The following is a 21,106-nucleotide window of genomic DNA, read 5'->3' on the forward strand; positions in this document are numbered from 1 at the left end:
GGTACTTTTTTCACAAGTTCTGATTGCTCCCAATTCAATAAATGGATTGGGAGCATAATTTGTGATATAAGAAAAGTGATCAATGCGTTAATAACTGCCAACTCTTATCTGGGTTAATACGTAGATGTTGTTGGTGGTGACTTTGTAGGGTGGAGCGATGGCCAACGCTGATAATAATGGTTTGAGGAAGCGCTGTACGGATTAGTTGATACATTGCATCCTCTAATCCTTCATCCATGCTGGCAGTGGCTTCATCCAAAAAAGCAACACTTGGTTTATGTAATAACAAGCGAGCAAAAGCAAGGCGTTGTTGCTCTCCCAAGGATAATATTCTTGTCCAATCGTTTTCTTGCTCCAATTTCTCCGCTAAATGTCCGAGTTGTACTTTTTTTACGATCTCTTGGGCTTTTGCAAGATTGACATTTTCCGGTGTAGCTTTCGGATAATATAAAGTGTCGATTAAACGCCCTTGCGGTAAATAGGGCTTTTGGGACAGAAATAAGGTATTATCTTGTGGGCAAGCAATATAGCCTTCCGAATATGACCATAAACCGGCAGCCGTACGGAGTAATGTGGTTTTTCCCACACCTGATGGACCTTGAATTAACAAAGAGTTGCCTTGGTTTAAAATAAAATTTAGCGATTTTATTAGAGGTTCACCGTCCGGTGTATTAACATCTAAATTTTTAAACACTACTTGTTGCGGTGAATGTTGTAACTTTGTTTGCGATGCTTGGTGGCTTAGTTCAATGGCGCTGTGAAAACCGGTTAGACGATCCAGTACTGCTAGGTAAGCGGTAAAACTATCGTATGAGTTACGATAAAACGAAAGTGCCTTTTGAACTTTACCAAATGCTTGAGCAGTTTGGACCAGATCACCTAATTTAATTTGTTCACTGAAATAACGGGTGGCTTGAATAATAAATGGAAAAATTACTGATACTTGTGAAACGATCAAGTTAAAACCTGATAATTTTAAAGTTCTATAGGTCATTTGCCATACATTATGGATGACTTTCTCAAATTGTTTCAGTAGTAAACTTTTTTCCGCTTTTTCACCGCGATAAAAGGCAATGCTCTCAGCATATTCTTTTAAGCGAATGAGGGAATAACGATAGTTTGCATTTAAGTGTTCGTTCATAAAATTTAGCGTAATTAATGGACGCCCAATTTTAAATGCCAATACACTACTAATCAATGCATAAATAAACACTAAAAACACCATTGTATGTGGGATATTTACGCCGGCAATAGTCATCGGACCGGAGAGATCCCATAAAATAAGGGTAAATGCTACTAATGATACTGAGGATGAAATCACGCCGGTTGCAAAATCGATGGAACTGGATACGTAGGAAACAATATCTTGCTGAATACGTTGATCCGGGTTATCAAGCTGCGTTGTCAGAAATTGGGTTTTATAATATGCTTGATTTTCAGTCCATTGTGCTAACATTTTTTCATTTAACCAAGTTCGCCATTGAATGGTAAAACGTTGCGTTAAATAATATGTCAATAAGACGTTTATGACGTGCACCGCCGCAAGTCCCGAGAAAACAAACATTTGTTGCCAAAATACCTTTGCGTTCATTTCTTGTAATGAACTGTACATGGTGTTATACCAATTGGAAAATAAAATATCTAAGCGTACAGATAATAAATTAAAAAATACAATAATAAAGAAATAACCGATAGGTTTTAACCCGTTTTTCGGGGAGAGATAACCTTGAGCGAGTAGCCAAAACTGGTGTCCCCAGCGAGTTGTTTTTGCCAAAATGACGAGCATAATGGTGAAAATAATGCCGGTAATTGTCAGACTTTTAAAAATCCAAAGTAATGAGGTAAAAAATTCTTCAATCCAATTCATGATCTGTTCTCAATAAAAATTGTTTTTGTGGCAAAATTTGATTTGCCAGACAAGTGTTTGTTCAAATATTGTTAAAAAAAACCATCTCTTTGACAAGAAAAATGTGATAAACGTTCAACTTTTTATATTTGTTTGCTTATTTGTCCAAAGGAGCTTGTTATAATTCTTATTAGTTATTTTTTATAAATTTTGTCATAAGAGGTAAATATGAGTGATATTGCAATCACCATCAGTCTTCTTGCCCTTGTTGCAGTTATCGGACTGTGGATTGGTTCTTGGAAAATTAGAGGCGTTGGATTAGGGATTGGCGGTGTACTGTTTGGCGGTATTATTGTTGGACATTTTACCCGTCAATACGGATTGGTATTAGAAGCTCATACGATGCACTTTATCCAAGAATTTGGTTTAATCCTGTTTGTTTATACTATTGGAATTCAGGTTGGTCCGGGTTTTTTTTCTTCCTTAAGACAGTCAGGGTTGAAACTTAACGGACTTGCAGCACTGATTGTTTTAGTGGGGGCATTAAGTGTCGTAGTCTTGTATAAAGTTGGGGATGTTCCATTAGATATTATTTTAGGGATTTATTCCGGTGCAGTAACTAATACACCTTCTCTTGGGGCGGGGCAACAAATTTTATCCGAATTGGGCATGAGTAATTTGACTGAAACTATGGGGATGGCATATGCGGTTGCGTATCCGTTTGGGATTTGTGGAATTTTGTTGACCATGTGGTTGGTTCGTCTATTTTTTAAAATAAAAGTCGAAGAAGAAGCACTTGGCTTTCAAAAAGAAAGTGGACAAGATAAAGAAATATTGCGTTCCATGAATGTTAAAGTCACTAACCCTAATATAAATGGTTTGCATCTTATTGATATTCCCGGTTTTGATAATAAAGATGTAGTTTGCTCTCGGCTGAAGCGGGAAGAGAGTATTTGTGTACCTAAAGCGGACACCCCTATTTACCAAGGTGATTTATTGCATATCGTGGGCGAAATTCAAGCTTTGAAAAAAATGCGCTTGGTGATTGGTGAAGAGGTTGATGTGCCAATGGCAACATTGAGTGGTGATTTACGTTCCGAACGCATTGTGGTGACCAATGAAAAAGTGTTGGGTAAACGAATAAAAGGTTTAGGTATTCATCAAAAATACGGTGTAGTGATTTCGCGTCTCAATCGCGCCGGGGTAGAGCTTGTCCCGACAGCGAATACTACGTTGCAATTTGGGGATGTCTTGCACGTTGTTGGTCGTTCTGATTTGATTGGGCATGCTATTGCAATTATTGGCAATGCACAGCAAAAATTACAACATGTACAAATGTTACCGGTGTTTATCGGTATTGGGCTTGGCGTATTGTTAGGATCTATTCCGTTTTATGTTCCTGGCTTTCCGGTTGCTTTAAAGCTCGGTTTGGCAGGCGGGCCGTTAGTGATTGCTTTAATTCTTGCGCGTATTGGCAGTATCGGCAAACTTTATTGGTTTATGCCGCCAAGCGCTAACTTGGCGTTACGCGAGATCGGTATTGTATTATTTTTATCCGTAGTCGGGCTTAAATCCGGTGGTAATTTTGTGGCGACTTTTGTTCATGGAAGTGGCTTGGAGTGGATGGGATATGGTGCGCTTATTACGTTTATTCCGTTAATGTTTGTCGGGATTTTGGCACGTTTATATTTAAAATTAAACTATTTAACCCTATGCGGATTATTAGCAGGTTCCATGACGGATCCGCCGGCGTTAGCATTTGCTAATGCGATTAAAGAAGACAGTGGTGCGGCGGCATTATCTTATGCGACGGTGTATCCGTTAGTCATGTTTTTGCGGATCATCTCGCCACAATTACTCGCCATCTTGCTATGGACTATCGTATAAATTAAGAGAAGAATTGTCATAAAAATGACCGCACTTTTGCTCAATGAAATAAAGTGCAGTCAATTTTTTTACGCGTTTTATCGCTAATGGTGCCCTATATTGTGTGCGCGCCATTTTCTCAATTAATGTTTGCAGCCACCTTTTCCGTTGCAGCAACCGTTATGGTCATGATCGTGGTGATCATGTCCGTGATGATGGTGATGTCCGCCACAACCGCAACCATGACCTGCTTCATCACTGTCATGATGGTGAGCGCCACAGCAGCCATCTTCTTGGTGAATATGACCGTGGGCAATTTCTTCTAATGTAGCTTCTCGCGTTGCAACAACTTCAACGGTAAATAATAATTCTTGACCGGCGAGCATATGGTTTCCGTCAACTACCACATCAGTTTCGCCCACTTCAGTGATCACCACCGGTAAGGGACCCATATCCGTATCAGCGATAAAACGCATACCGACTACTAATTCATCAACACCGACAAAAACGTCTTTCGGTACGCGTTGTACCATATTTTCGTTGTATTCACCGTAAGCCTCTCCCGGTTTTACGCGTACTTCAAATTTATCGCCGATTGCTTTTCCTTCTAACGCATTTTCAAGACCAATCACTAAATTATTGTGACCTTGTAAGTATTCTAACGGTTGATTTGTCGGCGCTTCATCTACCAATACGCCATCTTCGGTGCGAACTTGGTAAGCAATGCTTACCACGATATTTTTTGCAACTTTCATCATTACCTCATTGCTGGTTAAAATCGCTTCATTGTAGCGGAAATCCGCTAACCTGTCATTATTACTTCACTAATTCAATTTTGGCATCAAGACGCGCTTTTAGACGGGTTTTCCCTTGTTCCAGATTCACGAAACCACCATCCGCTTTCGCCACCCGCGCCATTGCGCCATATGGTCTGGCGACCATGTCGTCATTTTCTATCGGCGAGGTTAAAATTAACTCCACAATCGCATAATCTTTGGCTTTCAGCGTGGTTTTAATTAATTGCGCTTGTCGCTCAAATTTTTTCAGCACCTTCGCGGTCAATTCATCTTCGGATTTAGCGATAGTTTCTGGCGAAACCAGCGCGTTCACAGAAGAAATCGCTAAAATACCGTCAAGATCGGATAGTATTTTGGATAAGGCTTCGCTGTCGGCACTTTGTAATACCAATTGTCCTGACGCTACCCAACCGTTTTGTTTGCCTTGTTGGTTATAGCGCACATAAGTGTTGCGCGAATTTTGTTTAATTTCCACCGCACTTTGCGCTTTAATCATCTCAAGCGCTTGGTTAATTTTACTGTTTACTTCCTGATTGGCTTTCGGGAGAGTGGCGTTTTCAACTTGAATAAACAGAGTGGCTTGTAATAAATCTTGAGCTGCCTCTTTTTCAACTTCCGTACTAAAACTCACGATATTTCCGTTTTTAATAGTGCCGGCAGGTGAGGTATTCGCAGAGAGGCTCATGGGCAATGCCGCCATTAAAATAAAGGCAATATGTTTTAATTTCATCTTCATTTTCCTTTCTTTCAGTAAATTGACTCTTAGTCAATATGGTTTAAAAATAGTTCAAAAATGACCGTACTTTACGTCATCTTTTTATTGATTGATTTACATTGTTGTCATCAAATTGTCATATTTCTTTTTGGGACTGTAGTATATCAGTTATGCTAATCTACTACAGTCCCTTTCTTAATTACCACATTGGTTTTGGCTTGTTCAAGATTGCTGATTGCGTACATGAGCGGACATGAGGGGAAAACAGGATTACACCATGGTAATCGACGAAACGAAAAAAATCTTCGAGCCACAAAACCAAAAAACGGGAAGACTATATCAAAGGACGGATGGGCTAATTTCCGTTTTAAAGTGCGGTTAAAAAACATCAAGAATTTTGACCGCAGTTTTTTGACTTCTTTTTTACTCAATCCCAATCAATTTATGGGTTTGAATATTCAACAACCATTTTGGTTTATTAGGGCGCGCATTAAGTTCGCCGAGTAATTGGATAGTTTCGTGTAGGTTCATTTTACCATCTACTTCACAAGGACTGAGGAAATAATAGTCGGCGCTAATTTTCCTTTCAATAAACTCACAAAACTCACGGGCGTCGGCATCCATCACAATACGCACTTCGTTGGCTTTTTTGATGCAGCGACGTTGGTATTTTTCTGCGTACATGGCTTTGGGACTAGTGGCGATATAATCAATTTGAGACGGAATTTCTTTTAGACCATTGGTTTCAATGGCAAGGAAATACCCATCTTTTTTGAGTTCATCAAGTAACAGCACTATTTTAGGGTGAATAGTAGGTTCGCCGCCGGTGATGATGACATTTTTCGCCGAAAATGACTGCACTTTGGCGAGAATTTGGCTTAACGTCCATGGCTCAAATTTATTGTAATTGGTATCGCACCAAGGGCAAGCCAAGTTGCATTTGCCAAGGCGCACAAAAATGCTCGGCATACCCGTGTTCGCCCCTTCCCCTTGCAGGCTTTCAAAGATTTCTACAATAGGGAAACAGGGGGCGTTAATGAGCAAACTCATTCGCGATACTCACAAAATGACGTGGGCGTTTCCCACAAGCGAATTGCTGAAATCGATAGTTTGCCTTTCAAGCGGTTAAACATAAAACGTGCCATTTCTTCCGCAGTCGTGCGCACAGGAATACCAAAGGTTTTTGAGTTTAACTCATTGAGCAACGCGGCGATTTTGCATTCGCGCTCGCTGGTGGTGTCGTAGATAAAGGCGTGATCCATAGGATCTAAAATCGCTTCTTTCACCACGGTTTTCACATCAGTAAAATCCACCACCATGCCTTTTTTTGCACCGTCCGGCACTAAATCGCCGCTGACTTCTACTTGAAGTTTATAAGTATGACCGTGTAAATTTTGGCACTTGCCGTCATGACCGTCCAAAATATGCGCCATATCAAAACTAAATTCTTTTGAAACCTTAAACATTTTTTACCGCACTTTTTTGCGCTAAATATTCTGCCAACCCTTTTTCGCGCAAAATACAGCTTGGGCATTCGCCGCAACCGCCATCCACGCCCACATAACAAGTATGGGTATGCTCGCGCACATAATCCAAGCGACCTAAATCATCAGCAAGTTGCCACGTTTGTGCTTTGGTTAAATACATCAACGGAGTGCGAATATTAAAATTATAGTCCATGGATAAATTCAAGGTGACGTTCATGGATTTAATAAACACATCACGACAATCGGGATAACTGCTAAAATCTGTTTCGCAAACACCCGTGATAATATCTGTCATGCCTTGGCTTTTGGCGTAAATCGCGGCGTAAAGTAAAAACAAGGCATTACGCCCGTCCACCATCGTATTAGGCACGCCTTTTTCGTTTTTCACGATTTTCGTTTCGTTCATCATGGCATTGGGCGCGAAAACCTGCATAGCAGTCATATCTAAAATATGCTGCTTTACGCCTAAATCTTGGCAAATCCATTGGGCTTTTTGCAATTCGATATGGTGACGTTGACCATATTGGAAAGTCATGGCATGAACATTTTCTACGCCATATTCTTCAATGGTGAGCAGTAAACAGGTTGTAGAGTCTTGTCCACCGGAAAAAATGACAACCGCTTTACGGTCGTTATTGGGATTTAAAATTTTTGAAATTTGCATAGTTTTCCTAGTTTTTTTGCGTGGGATGGATTGCGAACCACGAGTAAAATTCACCGCACTTTTGTCCACATAAAAGTGCGGTCAGGATTTTAACAGAAATACATCAGCAAATCACATGAGTTTTAACGCTAAAGAGCGATTTTATCTTGTTCATTGTATAACTCATTGTATTTTAATCTTTTTTATCATTATAGAGTTGTTTGCGAGCTTTATTCGCTTGCACGCATCACAATTTAGTATGACACGTCATCTTATCTGGGATAAGTAAAAATGCCTGAAAGGAAATTTTTGAGAACATTGGTGAACTTGAACAAGTAAACAATGATGAGGTGTACTATAATGCAGAACGAATTCAATTAAAACTAAAAGGGCTGAGTTTGATATGATATCAAAATCAGCCCTTTGAATAACGATCTAATTTTTAGGGGTTAGATCAAAAAATGTGATTTAAGGTTATGAACGTTTCATAATTTCAAAGAATTCTTCGTTGGTTTTCGCAATCATTAATTTATCAATGAGGAATTCCATGGCTTCCACTTCACCCATTGGATTAAGGATTTTGCGTAAAATCCACATTTTTTGCAATTCTTCAGGAGTAGTGAGTAAATCTTCTTTACGAGTACCGGAGCGGTTGAAATCAATTGCCGGGAAGACACGTTTTTCCGCGATTTTGCGGGATAAGTGTAATTCCATGTTACCTGTTCCTTTGAACTCTTCAAAGATAACTTCATCCATTTTAGAGCCGGTATCCACTAAAGCGGTAGCAATAATAGTTAAGCTGCCGCCTTCTTCTACGTTACGCGCTGCCCCGAAAAAACGTTTTGGACGATGCAAGGCGTTGGCATCCACCCCGCCGGATAATATTTTGCCGGAAGCCGGAGTGACCGTATTGTAAGCGCGCGCTAAACGAGTGATGGAGTCGAGTAAAATGATCACGTCTTTTTTATGTTCTACTGAACGCTTTGCCTTTTCGATCACCATTTCTGCTACCTGAACATGACGTGCGGCGGGTTCGTCGAAGGTAGAGGCAATGACTTCGCCTTTTACTGAACGCTGCATTTCCGTGACTTCTTCCGGACGCTCATCAATCAACAACACAATCAGCTCGCACTCCGGATAATTGTGGGTGATACTTTGCGCAATATTTTGCAACAACATGGTTTTACCCGCTTTAGGTGGCGCAACGATAAGACCGCGTTGTCCTTTCCCAATAGGTGATGCCAAATCTAAAATACGCGCGGTTAAATCTTCGGTCGAACCGTTACCGCGTTCCATTCTTAAACGGGAGTTGGCATGAAGAGGCGTTAAGTTTTCGAAAAGGATTTTGCTGCGGGAAACTTCCGGTTTGTCGTCGTTGACCTGATCCACTTTAAGGAGGGCAAAATAGCGTTCTCCGTCTTTTGGCGGGCGAATTTTACCTTCAATTTTGTCACCGGTTTGCAAGTTAAAACGACGAATTTGACTTGGAGAGACATAAATATCATCCGGACCGGCTAAATAAGAACTGTCGGCTGAACGCAAAAAGCCGAAACCGTCAGGAAGAATTTCCAACACACCGCCGCCAAAAATGTCTTCACCGCTTTTAGCGTGTTGTTTCAGAATTGCGAATACCATGTCTTGTTTGCGTAAGCGAGCTAAATTTTCTAAGCCCATTTGCCCTTCGCCAAGAGCCACCAATTCAGAGACCGGTGTATTTTTAAGTTCTGTTAAATGCATAATTGAAATGTCATTAGATTGGATGTTGTAAATTTATTTGAATTGCCTTTTTAAGGGCGATAGACAAGGGGTAAATTATCATTAAATCTCTATACTGTCTAGTTATTCTACAAGTTTTTATAAAAAGTGCGGTCCTTTTTGGGGATTTTTTGACTTCATGATATGCTTAGGCACAAATTTTCAATAAAATAGACTTTATTATGCAAAATCATCATTTAAGTCAGTGCCGTTTTGCTGATTTACCTTTACACCCAACCCTCTTGCAAGCCTTGCAGCAGCAGGGGTTTAAATATTGTACACCGATTCAGGCATTGTCTTTGCCCGTGAGTTTGCAGGGACATGATGTGGCAGGACAGGCACAAACCGGAACAGGAAAAACCATGGCGTTTTTGACCGCCACTTTTCATCATTTATTGCAAAATACGGGCAAAGTAACTTCCCAACCGCGCGCGCTAATTTTGGCGCCGACCCGCGAATTGGCGGTGCAAATTGATCATGATGCCACCATTTTCACGCAAGTCAGCGGCTTGAAGACCGCTTTGGCGTATGGCGGAGACGGTTACGAGAAACAATTAAAAGCCATTGATCAAGGCGTGGATATTTTGATCGGTACGACTGGACGGGTGATTGATTATGTCAAGCAAGGGATTATTCGCTTGGATCACATTCAAGTGGTGGTGCTGGATGAAGCGGATAGGATGTTTGATCTGGGTTTTATTAAAGATATTCGCTATTTATTGCGCAAATGCCCGCCGGCGCAACAACGCTTGACTATGTTATTTTCTGCCACACTGTCTTACAAAGTACGGGAGCTTGCCTTTGAAGATATGAATGATCCGCAATATGTGGAAATCGAGCCCTTGCAAAAAACCGGTCACCACATTAAAGAAGAATTATTCTATCCGTCTAATCAAGATAAGATGGCATTGTTGATGACCCTGCTCGAAGAAGAATGGCCGCAGCGTTGTATTGTATTTGCGAATACTAAACATCGTTGCGAAGAAATTTGGGGGTATTTAGCGGCGGATGGGAATCGCGTCGGTTTGCTCACCGGTGATGTTGTACAGAAAAAACGTTTAAGCCTGTTGAAACAATTTACCGACGGAGCACTGGATATTTTGGTGGCAACGGATGTGGCGGCGCGCGGCCTGCATATTCCTGATGTCAGTCATGTGTTCAATTATGACTTGCCGGATGATCGGGAGGATTATGTGCATCGTATTGGACGCACTGGGCGCGCGGGCGAAAGCGGCGTCTCGATCAGTTTTGCCTGCGAAGAATACGCCATAAATTTACCAGCAATTGAAGAATATATCGGGCATTCTATTCCTGTCAGTCAATATGACCCGAATGCCTTGTTAACCGATTTGCCAAAACCGTTGCACTTAAAACGCGCGCAACCGTTAAATCGCACCAATGCGCATAATAATAGTCGCAGTAATGCGCGCGGCAATTCTCGTCCGTTTAAAAAACGTTTCTAAAACCCACCGCACTTTATTGACGCGACGTCGTAAAGTGCGGTCATTTTTGGCGCTGTTTTATCAATTTCCTGCTTAAATATGTATCTTTCGTTCCTATCCGGGGTTTCTCGTGTTAGAATTATCCCCTTTATTTTAACCATAACCCATGAACAAGAGTGATGAATTTAGTCGATTTTTTAGTCAATACATTGGATGATTTAAAAGCTGCGGACATTTTAACCATTGATGTGCGTGGTAAATCGTCGATTACTGACGATATGATTATTTGTACCGGAACATCCGGCCGCCATGTATCTTCGTTGGCGCAAAAATTAATTGATGAAAGTAAACAAGCGGGATTTGAGACCTTTGGCGAGGAAGGTAAAGCCACTGCCGATTGGATTGTGGTGGATTTTGGTCAAGCCATGGTGCATATCTTGCAGGCAGACAGTCGCGAATTGTATCAATTAGAAAAACTTTGGGCATAGTTTGGTGCCATGAAAATTCAATTGATTGCAGTAGGCACCAAAATGCCGGCGTGGGTCACCGCCGGGTTTGAAGAATACCAACGCCGTTTCCCAAAAGAAATGCCTTTTGAGCTGATTGAAATTCCTGCTGGAAAACGTGGCAAAAATGCGGATATTAAGCGCATTTTGGATCAAGAAGGAAAAGCCATGTTGGCGGCTTGTGGTAAGGGGAAAATTGTTACCTTGGATATTCCGGGTAAGCCTTGGACTACGGAGCAACTGGCGCAACAATTGGAAGCTTGGAAAAATGACGGGCGCGATCTGTGTTTATTGATTGGTGGACCTGAGGGGTTGTCCGCCGAATGTAAAGCGGCAGCGGAGCAAAGTTGGTCGTTATCGCCACTAACGTTACCGCATCCGTTAGTGCGCGTAGTCGTGGCGGAAAGTTTGTATCGCGCTTGGTCGTTGACTACAAATCATCCTTATCACCGCGAATAATTTGAGAAACATTCCATGAACTTGAAAAAATGGCTTTCTCAACCGCCTCAAGATCCGATTCGTGACAAAAAAGCGGAGCGGAATTTGTTTGCCCGTCGAGCGTTAATTTCCTTTATCGGCGTGCTGGGATTGTCTGCAATTTTGTTTACCAATTTATATCATCTTCAAGTCATTAATTACGAAACCTATCAAACCCGCTCCAACGGGAATCGCATTAAATTATTGCCTTTGTCGCCAACGCGCGGATTAATTTATGATCGTTATGGGAAATTGTTGGCGGAAAACTTGACTTTTTTCGGGTTGTATATTGTGCCGGAAAAAGTGGAAAATTTAGACCGCACTTTTGAAGAGTTAAAATTGGTTGTGGGGTTAAATGCTGCCGATATTGAGAATTTTCGCAAAGAACGTCGCCGATCTTCACGTTATACGCCAATTTTGTTGAAATCTGATTTGACCGAAGAACAAATTGCTCGTTTTGCGGTTAATCAATATAAATTTCCGAGTTTAGAGGTCAAACCTTATTTTAAACGGCATTATCTGTATGGCGAACCGTTGACGCATATTTTGGGCTATGTGGCGAAACTCAACGATAAAGATGTAGAACGTTTGAAAAATAAAGATAAATACGCCAATTATGCGGGTACTTCGGATATCGGTAAATTAGGAATTGAGCGTTATTATGAGGACGAATTGCACGGTACCGTCGGTTTTGAAGAAGTAGAAGTGAATAACCGCGGAAAAGTGATTCGTAAACTGCGCGAGCAGCCGGCAGTGGCAGGGAAAAGTATTCATTTGACCATTGATTTGGAATTGCAACGTTATATTTTCAATTTATTGGGTAACCGCAAGGGAGCGGTGGTGGTGCTGGATCCGAAAGACAGTAGCGTGTTGGCTATGGTTTCCACGCCGACCTACGATAACAATTTATTTGTTGGCGGAATTTCCAGTGCAGATTATAAGCGTTTATTGGAAGACGTTAATCGCCCACTGTATAGCCGCGCGACACAAGGTGCCTATCCGCCGGCATCTACCATCAAACCTTTTATGTCGGTGGCGGCATTGCAAGAAAATGTCGTCACCCCGTCTACGACGGTGTTTGACCCGGGTTATTGGATTTTACCCGGTTCGACCAAACGCTTTAGAGACTGGAAACGCTCAGGACACGGTAACACGGATTTAAACAAGGCGATTGCGGAATCGTCGGATACGTATTTTTATCAAGTTGCCTATAATCTTGGAATTGATCGTATGTCGGCTTGGATGAAGCGTTTTGGCTTTGGTGAACCAACCGGTATTGATATTTTAGAAGAAACTTCCGGTATTATGCCAACGCGTGATTGGAAACAGAAAAAATATAAAAAACCTTGGGTTCAAGGGGATACAATTTCAATTGGTATTGGGCAGGGGTATTGGATTGCTACGCCATTGCAGGTTGCCAAGGCTCTCGCCATATTGGTCAATAACGGTAAGATTAACACACCTCATCTGATGCACTATATTGAAGGCGATCAAATTGTATATTACAAAGACCCTTTGTTATATGAGGATATTAATGAACCTAAGCAAGCTTTTTGGGATATAGCGAAACGTGGTATGTTTAATGTGATTAATGCCGCGAATGGGACGGGGCGGAAACTGTTCTTAGGTACGAATTTTCATGTCGCCGGTAAATCCGGAACTGCACAAGTATTTAGCTTGAAAGAAAATCAGACATATAATGCCGGCAATTTGGTAAAAGAACTGCATGATCATGCTTGGTTTATCGGCTATGCGCCCTATGAAAATCCTAAGATAATAGTAACGGTGATATTGGAAAATGCCGGTGGTGGCGGTAGTAATGCCGGACCTGTAGTGCGTAGTATTATGGAGTATTATTTGAATATTCGATTACCGGAAGTTAGTCGGCAGCAAGCTGACAAACAAAAAGGAGAGGCCCCATAATGGAGGAGAAAAATAGTTGGCTTTTTTTGTGGCGACGATTACATATTGATTTTTGGCTATTTCTCGGCTTAGTGGTGATTTCCGGATTGGGATTAGTGGTGTTATACAGTGCCTCTGGCGGTAACGAAAATATGTTTAAAAATCGTCTTATCCAAGTCGCTTTAGGTTTTACCGTGATGTTGGTGATGGCACAATTTCCACCTAAATTTTATCAACGGATTGCTCCTTATTTATTTGGAATGGGAATTATTTTGTTAATTTTGGTGGATTTAGTCGGTTCGATAAGTAAAGGGGCGCAACGCTGGCTGGATTTAGGCATATTTCGTTTTCAACCTTCTGAAATTGTGAAGTTATCTGTACCTTTGATGGTGGCGAGTTATTTGGGAAAACGTATGTTACCGCCGAGCTTAAAAGATACCTTTATCGCCTTATTGCTGATTATTGTGCCAACATTATTGGTGGCGATTCAGCCGGATTTGGGAACTTCCATTTTGGTCTGCGTTTCAGGGTTTTTTGTGGTTTTCCTGGCGGGCATGAGTTGGAGGCTGATTTCTGCGGCGATAGTTGCTTTGGCAGCGTTTATTCCGATCATGTGGTTTTATTTAATGCATGATTATCAACGTACGCGGGTGCTCACCTTGCTCGATCCGGAAAAAGATCCGTTGAGCGCCGGTTATCATATCTTACAATCAAAAATTGCGATCGGTTCAGGCGGCATTTGGGGCAAAGGCCTGATGCAAGGTACCCAATCGCAGCTGGAGTTTTTGCCGGAACCTCATACGGATTTTATCTTTGCGGTATTAAGTGAAGAATATGGTATGATTGGTTTTTGTATTTTAATGGCGATTTATATTTTTATTGTTTCTCGTGGGCTGATGATTAGCGTTAATGTACAAAATGCCTTTGGGCGTACCTTGGTTGGTGCTTTGATTTTGATTTTTTTCGTGTATGTGTTTGTTAACGTCGGGATGGTGAGTGGCATTTTGCCAGTTGTAGGTGTACCGCTGCCTTTGGTGAGTTATGGTGGAACCTCGTTTGTTACATTGATGGCGGGATTTGGTTTGATTATGTCTATTCATACCCATAAATAGCGTTTTTTTAATGGAACTAAATAATATTGCCGCAATCATAGTTAGATGCAATTTATATTTTTAATTAATTTAACCTAGAGACTATTTTTATGAGATTAACCAAAACAGTGAAATTTTTGACCGCACTTTTAGTCTGTGCTATCGCTGTGTCGGCTAACGCCCAAACAACAAAGAAGCATCATGGTATTCAAGGTCCTAAGCTGATACCTCAAACAGCTACAACTAAAACCTATACTTATCAAGTTAAAGGAAAAACTTATACTACCAAAAGTAGCAAGAACGCGAAAAATTATAGTAAGGAAGGTATTGCCAGTTATTATCACAAAAAATTTACTGGACGTAGAACCGCCAGTGGCGAACCCTACCATCCAACACGCTATACTGCTGCACATAAAACCCTTCCGCTAAATTCTTATGCGTTGGTGACAAATTTGCGTAACAATCGCAAAGTCATTGTACGAATTAACGATCGCGGTCCATTTTCCAATAAACGCATTATTGATTTATCTTATGCCTCCGCCAAAGAAATCGGCATTATTGGTAGCGGTCTTGGAAAGGTACGTATTGAGGCGTTACACGTTGATCGTAGCGGAAAAATTTCCGGTCCGGCAGCAGAAGTGTTAGCTAAAGCGGCAAAAACCAAAGAAGTGGCGCAGCGGATTGATAATGCTGCTATTTCCCATCAGGCAAAAGAAAAGGCAAGTAAACAAAGCGGTTATAAATTGCGTATGCTGAATGTGAGTAATAAAAAACAGGCGGAGCAATTGATCGACCGATTAGCGTTAGAAAATGTCAAAGCCGAGATTTCCCAAAACGGATCCAAATACGATATTCATTTTGGACCGCTGAAAAACCAAAATGAGATCAATCAACTGAAAGCACAGTTGAAAAAACTAAACCAAGCAAAACAACTTATTGTGTATAGTGATAACTAAATATAGGATTTTTAGATGTTAAACAACGTATTTAAAAAAACCAAAATAGCTTTTGTTGCCGGATTATTATCTCTGCCAACCTTAACCTTGGCGGAAGATGTGCAATATGGTATTGCCGCACCTGAATTGAACGCTCAAACGTTCGTTTTGATGGATTATAATTCCGGTGCGATATTGGCGTCATTAAACTCGGATCAACGTCAATATCCAGCGTCCTTAACTAAAATGATGACCAGCTATGTGGTGGGGGATGCGTTAAAGCGAGGAAAAATTCATAATGATGATTTAGTAACGATCGGTGAGAGTGCTTGGGGTAAAAATTTCCCGGGTTCGTCCAAAATGTTTTTAAATCTTAATCAACAAGTGTCAGTCTCTGATTTAAATCGCGGTATTATTGTGGTATCGGGGAATGATGCGTCCGTGGCGATGGCGGAACATATTTCCGGCTCCGAGGCGGCATTTATCGATCAAATGAATAAATTTGTGGCGCAGTTTGGTTTAAAAAATACCCATTTCACCACCGTACACGGATTAGATGACGATAATCAATATTCTTCAGCGCGCGATATGGCAATTATCGGGGCGCATATTATCCGAGATTTACCGGAAGAATATAAAATTTATGCGGAAAAAGATTTTACGTTTAATAAGATTAAACAACCGAATCGCAATGGATTATTATGGGATAAAACCATAAATGTGGACGGAATGAAAACCGGACACACCGATAAAGCCGGTTATAATTTAGTTGCATCTGCCATCAATAGCAATAATATGCGTTTGATTTCCGTTGTGATGGGCGTGCCGACTTATAAAGGTCGCGAAGTCGAAAGCAAAAAACTGTTGCAATGGGGCTTTGCGAATTTTGAAACGTTTAAAGCGTTAAGCGTGGATAAACCGATTGCGGAAGAAAGCGTGTATTATGGTGATAGCGATAAGGTGCAATTAGGCGTATTGCAGGATGCTTTTATTACCCTGCCGAAAGGTCGTCAAGCTGATGTGAAAACCCGCTATGAATTAGATAAAAAATTCTTAGAAGCGCCGTTGGTCAAAGGTCAAGCGGTAGGAAAAGTGATTTATCAATTAGATGGCAAAGATATTGTGAAAGTGAATTTGCAAGTGATGAATGATGTTAATGAAGGCGGTATTTTTGGTAAAGCCTGGGACTGGATTGTGTTAACCGTAAAAAGTTTATTTTAGGTTTTACCTTCAGCCAAGATAAGGACGCTATGATCGCGTCTTTATCCTTTTTCTGATCGCTAAAACTAAAGTGCGGTCAAAATGACATGAGTTTTTAGGAAAAAAGATGACAACACAAAATGAGAAAATCGTTAAACTTGAAGATATGCCACAAAAACAATTAAAAGATTTGTTGGACTTTCCTTGTTCATTTACCTTTAAGGTGGTGGGGGTAAATCGTGAGAATTTGGCGGAGGATGTCGTTGAGGTGATCAGTCGCTACGCACGCGGTGAACACAAACCTCGCCAACATATCAGCAGCAAAGGAACCTACAATTCAGTTTCTGTGGATATTTATGCGGAAGATATTGAGCAAATTGAAACGTTATACAAGGAATTGGCAAAAATTGCAGGTGTAAGAATGGTGCTGTAATAGGAGGCTGTGATGCAAGATATTCCGCTGATTGTTCGTCAACAGGGTGTACAAGACTATCAAGAAATTTGGCACAAAATGCAAGATTTTACTGACACACGTGATGCCAATACGCCAGATGAAATTTGGCTGGTGCAACATCCTTCGGTATTTACCCAAGGTTCTGCCGGTAAGCCGGAGCATTTGTTGACGCAAAGTAATATTCCGGTTATTCAAACCGATCGTGGCGGACAAATTACTTATCATGGTCCCGGTCAACAAATTATGTATGTGCTGATTGATGTTAAACGCCATAAAGTGCATGGCAATGAGCTAAATGTACGCCAGTTAGTGACCGCACTTGAACAATCGGTGGTAAAAACCCTAGCGGATTATGGCATCAATTCCTATCCTAAACCGGATGCGCCGGGGGTTTATGTGGATGGCAAAAAGATCTGCTCTTTGGGCTTGCGCATTCGTCGCGGCTGTTCTTTTCATGGCTTGGCGTTGAATATTAATATGGATTTATCGCCATTTCATCATATTAATCCTTGCGGTTATGCGGGCTTGGAAATGTGTCAATTAGCCGATTTTGTCGCAAAAACGGCGGCGGATTGCGATAAAGTGGTGCCAAAATTAGTGGCATACTTTACACAATTATTAGGTTATAATAATATAACAAAATTTTAACATTTATAGGAAAGGTTGAATGAATACGCCGTTTAAAATGGAGCGTGGCGTCAAATATCGTGATGCCGCCAAAACATCGATTATTCCAGTCAAAAATATCAACCCGGATCAAGAGTTACTGAAAAAACCGGAATGGATGAAAATCAAATTGCCGGCAAATTCGGCAAAAATTGACAGTATTAAAAATGGCATGAGAAGACACGGGCTACATTCAGTTTGTGAAGAAGCTTCTTGCCCAAATTTACACGAATGTTTTAATCACGGTACTGCCACCTTTATGATTTTGGGAGCGATCTGTACTCGTCGTTGTCCGTTTTGTGACGTTGCTCATGGTAAACCGCTGCCGCCGGATCCGGAAGAACCGCGCAAATTAGCAGAAACCATTCAGGATATGAAATTGCGCTATGTGGTGATTACTTCGGTAGATCGTGATGACTTACCGGATCGCGGTGCGGGGCATTTCGCCGAATGTGTGAAAGAAGTGCGTCGTATCAACCCGAGAATTAAAATCGAAATTTTGGTACCGGATTTCCGCGGTCGTATTGAACAGGCGCTGGATAAATTAAAAGACAATCCGCCGGATGTGTTTAACCACAATTTGGAAAATGTACCGCGACTTTATCGAGAAATTCGTCCGGGTGCGGATTATGAATGGTCGCTCAAATTATTACGCGAATTTAAAACCATGTTCCCGCATATCCCGACCAAATCGGGGTTGATGGTGGGCTTAGGTGAAACCAATGAAGAAATTTTGCAAGTGATGCAAGATTTACGCACCAATGGCGTGACGATGTTGACCTTGGGGCAATATTTGCAACCAAGTCGCCACCATTTACCGGTTGCCCGTTATGTGCCGCCGGAAGAATTTGACGAATTCCGTGAAAAAGCGGAAAACATGGGCTTTGAACACGCTGCTTGCGGTCCGTTTGTGCGTTCCTCTTACCACGCGGATTTACAAGCCAGTGGCAGGTTAGTGAAATAAGCCGGATTAATCAAGGTAAAATAGAAAAAGTGCGGTCATTTTAAAAGTTGTTTTAAATTGACCGCACTTTTGTGTATTGGGACATTGATTATTGGCAAAATTGAGCAATCAATTTGCGCAGTAAATCCTGAGTCGGTTGGACAAAATCAGTTGATAAATATTCATCCGGTTGATGGGCTTGTTCAATTGAACCGGGACCTAGTACCAAAGTTGGGCAAAGCTGCTGGATAAATGGCGCTTCGGTACAATAATTCACTGCTTCGCATTTTTCACCCAACAATTTTTCTACCACTTGGACAATTTGCGCAGAATGATCGCATTCATAACCCGGCGTCGCTGCATGTAAAGAACGTAAACTAATACGGTCTCCCCAGCGTTCAAACATTGGCGCCAGTTTTTGTTGCAACATTTCGCTTAAATCTTCCAGCTTAATATTAGGCAACGGGCGAATATCAAATTGTAATTCGCAGCACGCACAAATACGATTAACCGCGTCGCCACCGTAAATCGAACCGAAATTCATGGTCGGGTAAGGAATTTCAAAGGCGGCGTGGTGATATTTTCGTTTAAGTTCATCACGCATTTGCATTAAATAATCCGTGGCTTCATGCATCAATTCAATAGCATTAATGCCTTTTTCCGGATCGCTGGAATGTCCGCTTTTCCCCACGATTTGCAAGGCTTCGCCGATATGTCCTTTGTGCGCACGCACCGGTTTGAGCGAAGTTGGCTCGCCTATGATGGCGCAATCCGGACGAATGTGTGCATGTTGAATGAAGGTACGAGCGCCGAGCATGGTGGTTTCTTCGTCGGCAGTGGCTAAAATGCGTAGCGGTTTGCTTAATTGGCTTAAATCCAACTGACGGATCGTATCCACTACAAAAGCAAAAAAGCCTTTCATATCGGCAGTACCTAAGCCATAAAAACGCCCTTGATGTTCGGTTAATTTGAATGGATCGAAATTCCAACGTCCATCATCAAATGGAACAGTATCCGTATGTCCGGCGAGCAGCAAGCCGCCTTCTCCCTCTCCGTAAGTCGCCAACAAATTAAATTTTTGATGACTGCCTTCCACCGCAATAATGTCGGTTTTAAAGCCAAGCGTTTGTAGCCAATCCGCCAATAATTCGATTAAAGTGCGGTTACTTTGATCGAATTTTTCTTCAATGTGGCTAATCGTTGGTAGCGCAATTAATTGTGAATACATATCAATAAAGGAAGGAAGTTTTTTCATGGTCTTAGTCCTGTATAAAAATAATCGTTGCTTTATGTATAATTATGCATAATAATGGCATAATTAATCAATTTATTTCTTTTTATTATAAGGCATATTATAAGGCACAACAGGTTATGCAGAAAACCATTATTGTTGGTGCAAGCGGTTATACCGGCGCGGAACTCGCCCGAATTCTAACATTGCACCCGAAATTTGAATTGAACGGATTATATGTATCAACACAAAGTGCGGATGCGAATAAGCGCATTTCCGATTTATATCCACAATTAAAGCAACTTTGCGATCTGCCGTTGTTGCCTTTACCGGTGGATATTAGCGAAATTGCGACGCAAGCGGATATGGTTTTTTTAGCCACTGCCCATGAAGTGAGCCACGATTTAGCGCCGATTTTTTTAGCCCATCAATGTAAAGTGTTTGATTTATCCGGCGCATTTCGGCTGAATAAAGCGGAATTTTACCCGCAATTTTATGGATTTTCCCACCAACATCCGCACTTATTACAACAAGCGGTGTACGGACTGGCGGAATGGAATACCGATGAAATTCGCCACACGGATTTGGTCGCGGTTGCCGGTTGCTATCCGACTGTGTCGCAATTGAGCTTAAAACCCTTGATTGAGCAAGACTTATTGGATCTTAACCAACTACCGATTATTAATGCGGTCAGTGGTGTGAGCGGTGCGGGGCGTAAAGCATCTTTGACCAGTAGTTTTTGCGAGGTGAGTTTAAATGCCTATGGGGTATTTCATCATCGTCATCAACCGGAAATTGCTATGCATTTAGGTACAGAAGTGATTTTTACACCGCATTTGGGCAATTTTAAACGCGGTATTTTAGCGACGATCACCGCAAAGTTAAAAACCGGTGTGACCGATCAGCAACTTCACCAAGCCTATCAACAGGCTTATCGAGGACGTCCGTTAGTACGGGTTTACGAGCAGGAGTTGCCGAGCATTAAAGCGGTGGAATTTACACCTTATTGCGATATTGGATTTGCGACCCATAACGGGCATATTGTTATTGTCGGTGCGGAAGATAATTTATTAAAAGGCGCGGCGGCGCAAGCGGTACAATGTGCGAATATTCGTTTTAATTTAGATGAAACCTTAGGCTTGATTTAGGA

20 protein-coding genes and 1 riboswitch are annotated in these 21,106 nt (G+C 41.5%); of the genes, 12 read left to right on the forward strand and 8 right to left on the reverse strand.

Annotated elements, in window-relative coordinates; genetic code table 11:
* Positions 1-79: 79 nt before the first annotated feature.
* Positions 80-1,867: an ABC transporter ATP-binding protein/permease gene (locus CFY87_RS02425; protein WP_094945714.1), complete on the reverse strand. Its 1,788-nt coding sequence runs from the start codon at positions 1,865-1,867 to the stop codon at positions 80-82.
* 207 nt (positions 1,868-2,074) lie between these two features.
* Here CFY87_RS02425 and CFY87_RS02430 point away from each other — a divergent pair, with 207 nt between their 5' ends.
* Entirely contained in the window at positions 2,075-3,733 is a 1,659-nt protein-coding gene (locus CFY87_RS02430; RefSeq protein WP_094945715.1) for a putative transporter, read from the forward strand.
* Between the two features lie 122 nt (positions 3,734-3,855).
* On the opposite strand, the gene slyD is transcribed toward CFY87_RS02430, so the two are convergent.
* From slyD to rho, 6 genes are all read right to left on the reverse strand, one after another.
* Positions 3,856-4,467, reverse strand: coding sequence for a peptidylprolyl isomerase (gene slyD, locus CFY87_RS02435; protein WP_094945716.1), 612 nt, complete (start codon positions 4,465-4,467; stop codon positions 3,856-3,858).
* A gap of 61 nt (positions 4,468-4,528) precedes the next feature.
* Positions 4,529-5,239: an SIMPL domain-containing protein gene (locus tag CFY87_RS02440; protein ID WP_158216600.1), complete on the reverse strand. Its 711-nt coding sequence runs from the start codon at positions 5,237-5,239 to the stop codon at positions 4,529-4,531.
* Between the two features lie 408 nt (positions 5,240-5,647).
* A complete protein-coding gene (locus tag CFY87_RS02445) occupies positions 5,648-6,274 on the reverse strand; it encodes a 7-carboxy-7-deazaguanine synthase QueE (RefSeq protein WP_094945718.1) in 627 nt (208 codons plus the stop codon).
* Entirely contained in the window at positions 6,271-6,690 is a 420-nt protein-coding gene (gene queD, locus CFY87_RS02450; RefSeq protein ID WP_094945719.1) for a 6-carboxytetrahydropterin synthase QueD, read from the reverse strand. The genes CFY87_RS02445 and queD overlap by 4 nt, the downstream gene beginning before the upstream one ends.
* The gene (gene queC, locus CFY87_RS02455; protein ID WP_094945720.1) at positions 6,683-7,375 is read right to left on the reverse strand and encodes a 7-cyano-7-deazaguanine synthase QueC; all 693 of its coding nucleotides are present in this window, start codon (positions 7,373-7,375) and stop codon (positions 6,683-6,685) included. Before queC ends, queD begins: the two co-directional genes overlap by 8 nt.
* A gap of 1 nt (position 7,376) precedes the next feature.
* Positions 7,377-7,422, reverse strand: a riboswitch (PreQ1 riboswitch).
* Positions 7,423-7,828: 406 nt separating this feature from the next.
* Complete coding sequence (gene rho, locus CFY87_RS02460; protein ID WP_094945721.1) at positions 7,829-9,091, reverse strand: transcription termination factor Rho; 1,263 nt, start codon at positions 9,089-9,091, stop codon at positions 7,829-7,831.
* Between the two features lie 200 nt (positions 9,092-9,291).
* Here rho and rhlB point away from each other — a divergent pair, with 200 nt between their 5' ends.
* The 10 genes from rhlB (at position 9,292) to lipA (ending at position 18,746) form a co-directional block, all read left to right on the forward strand.
* Positions 9,292-10,572: an ATP-dependent RNA helicase RhlB gene (gene rhlB / locus CFY87_RS02465; RefSeq protein WP_094945722.1), complete on the forward strand. Its 1,281-nt coding sequence runs from the start codon at positions 9,292-9,294 to the stop codon at positions 10,570-10,572.
* A 158-nt stretch (positions 10,573-10,730) separates the two neighbouring features.
* On the forward strand, positions 10,731-11,039 hold the full coding sequence (gene rsfS / locus CFY87_RS02470; protein WP_094945723.1) for a ribosome silencing factor: 309 nt from the start codon (positions 10,731-10,733) through the stop codon (positions 11,037-11,039).
* A gap of 9 nt (positions 11,040-11,048) precedes the next feature.
* Entirely contained in the window at positions 11,049-11,516 is a 468-nt protein-coding gene (gene rlmH / locus CFY87_RS02475) for a 23S rRNA (pseudouridine(1915)-N(3))-methyltransferase RlmH (RefSeq protein ID WP_094945724.1), read from the forward strand.
* A 15-nt stretch (positions 11,517-11,531) separates the two neighbouring features.
* A complete protein-coding gene (mrdA, locus tag CFY87_RS02480; RefSeq protein ID WP_094945725.1) occupies positions 11,532-13,457 on the forward strand; it encodes a penicillin-binding protein 2 in 1,926 nt (641 codons plus the stop codon).
* Positions 13,457-14,548: a rod shape-determining protein RodA gene (gene rodA / locus CFY87_RS02485; RefSeq protein WP_094945726.1), complete on the forward strand. Its 1,092-nt coding sequence runs from the start codon at positions 13,457-13,459 to the stop codon at positions 14,546-14,548. The genes mrdA and rodA overlap by 1 nt, the downstream gene beginning before the upstream one ends.
* An 89-nt stretch (positions 14,549-14,637) precedes the next feature.
* Positions 14,638-15,483, forward strand: coding sequence for a septal ring lytic transglycosylase RlpA family protein (locus tag CFY87_RS02490; RefSeq protein WP_094945727.1), 846 nt, complete (start codon positions 14,638-14,640; stop codon positions 15,481-15,483).
* Positions 15,484-15,498: 15 nt separating this feature from the next.
* Positions 15,499-16,683: a serine hydrolase gene (locus CFY87_RS02495; protein WP_094945728.1), complete on the forward strand. Its 1,185-nt coding sequence runs from the start codon at positions 15,499-15,501 to the stop codon at positions 16,681-16,683.
* Positions 16,684-16,789: 106 nt separating this feature from the next.
* Positions 16,790-17,095 carry a DUF493 family protein YbeD gene (gene ybeD / locus CFY87_RS02500; RefSeq protein WP_094945729.1) on the forward strand — a complete coding sequence of 102 codons (306 nt, stop codon included), beginning with the start codon at positions 16,790-16,792 and terminating at the stop codon, positions 17,093-17,095.
* 12 nt (positions 17,096-17,107) lie between these two features.
* Positions 17,108-17,764: a lipoyl(octanoyl) transferase LipB gene (gene lipB, locus CFY87_RS02505; protein ID WP_094945730.1), complete on the forward strand. Its 657-nt coding sequence runs from the start codon at positions 17,108-17,110 to the stop codon at positions 17,762-17,764.
* A 19-nt stretch (positions 17,765-17,783) separates the two neighbouring features.
* Positions 17,784-18,746 carry a lipoyl synthase gene (lipA, locus tag CFY87_RS02510; protein WP_094945731.1) on the forward strand — a complete coding sequence of 321 codons (963 nt, stop codon included), beginning with the start codon at positions 17,784-17,786 and terminating at the stop codon, positions 18,744-18,746.
* An 88-nt stretch (positions 18,747-18,834) separates the two neighbouring features.
* On the opposite strand, the gene argE is transcribed toward lipA, so the two are convergent.
* Positions 18,835-19,980: an acetylornithine deacetylase gene (gene argE, locus CFY87_RS02515; protein ID WP_094945732.1), complete on the reverse strand. Its 1,146-nt coding sequence runs from the start codon at positions 19,978-19,980 to the stop codon at positions 18,835-18,837.
* 116 nt (positions 19,981-20,096) lie between these two features.
* Here argE and argC point away from each other — a divergent pair, with 116 nt between their 5' ends.
* The gene (gene argC / locus CFY87_RS02520) at positions 20,097-21,104 is read left to right on the forward strand and encodes an N-acetyl-gamma-glutamyl-phosphate reductase (RefSeq protein WP_094945875.1); all 1,008 of its coding nucleotides are present in this window, start codon (positions 20,097-20,099) and stop codon (positions 21,102-21,104) included.
* The last annotated feature ends 2 nt before the right edge of the window (positions 21,105-21,106 follow it).

Source organism: Actinobacillus seminis (assembly GCF_002263215.1).
Taxonomy (GTDB): domain Bacteria; phylum Pseudomonadota; class Gammaproteobacteria; order Enterobacterales; family Pasteurellaceae; genus Actinobacillus_B; species Actinobacillus_B seminis.

Coding starts and splice junctions, on each gene's coding strand:
- rodA (WP_094945726.1), top strand. CDS start 13,457: ATGGAGGAGAAAAATAGTTGGCTTTTTTTGTGGCGACGATTACATATT.
- rsfS (WP_094945723.1), top strand. CDS start 10,731: ATGAATTTAGTCGATTTTTTAGTCAATACATTGGATGATTTAAAAGCT.
- rlmH (WP_094945724.1), top strand. CDS start 11,049: ATGAAAATTCAATTGATTGCAGTAGGCACCAAAATGCCGGCGTGGGTC.
- slyD (WP_094945716.1), bottom strand. CDS start 4,467: ATGAAAGTTGCAAAAAATATCGTGGTAAGCATTGCTTACCAAGTTCGC.
- CFY87_RS02445 (WP_094945718.1), bottom strand. CDS start 6,274: ATGAGTTTGCTCATTAACGCCCCCTGTTTCCCTATTGTAGAAATCTTT.
- argC (WP_094945875.1), top strand. CDS start 20,097: ATGCAGAAAACCATTATTGTTGGTGCAAGCGGTTATACCGGCGCGGAA.
- CFY87_RS02425 (WP_094945714.1), bottom strand. CDS start 1,867: ATGAATTGGATTGAAGAATTTTTTACCTCATTACTTTGGATTTTTAAA.
- argE (WP_094945732.1), bottom strand. CDS start 19,980: ATGAAAAAACTTCCTTCCTTTATTGATATGTATTCACAATTAATTGCG.
- lipA (WP_094945731.1), top strand. CDS start 17,784: ATGAATACGCCGTTTAAAATGGAGCGTGGCGTCAAATATCGTGATGCC.
- queD (WP_094945719.1), bottom strand. CDS start 6,690: ATGTTTAAGGTTTCAAAAGAATTTAGTTTTGATATGGCGCATATTTTG.
- CFY87_RS02490 (WP_094945727.1), top strand. CDS start 14,638: ATGAGATTAACCAAAACAGTGAAATTTTTGACCGCACTTTTAGTCTGT.
- ybeD (WP_094945729.1), top strand. CDS start 16,790: ATGACAACACAAAATGAGAAAATCGTTAAACTTGAAGATATGCCACAA.
- rho (WP_094945721.1), bottom strand. CDS start 9,091: ATGCATTTAACAGAACTTAAAAATACACCGGTCTCTGAATTGGTGGCT.
- rhlB (WP_094945722.1), top strand. CDS start 9,292: ATGCAAAATCATCATTTAAGTCAGTGCCGTTTTGCTGATTTACCTTTA.
- mrdA (WP_094945725.1), top strand. CDS start 11,532: ATGAACTTGAAAAAATGGCTTTCTCAACCGCCTCAAGATCCGATTCGT.
- lipB (WP_094945730.1), top strand. CDS start 17,108: ATGCAAGATATTCCGCTGATTGTTCGTCAACAGGGTGTACAAGACTAT.
- CFY87_RS02430 (WP_094945715.1), top strand. CDS start 2,075: ATGAGTGATATTGCAATCACCATCAGTCTTCTTGCCCTTGTTGCAGTT.
- queC (WP_094945720.1), bottom strand. CDS start 7,375: ATGCAAATTTCAAAAATTTTAAATCCCAATAACGACCGTAAAGCGGTT.
- CFY87_RS02495 (WP_094945728.1), top strand. CDS start 15,499: ATGTTAAACAACGTATTTAAAAAAACCAAAATAGCTTTTGTTGCCGGA.
- CFY87_RS02440 (WP_158216600.1), bottom strand. CDS start 5,239: ATGAAATTAAAACATATTGCCTTTATTTTAATGGCGGCATTGCCCATG.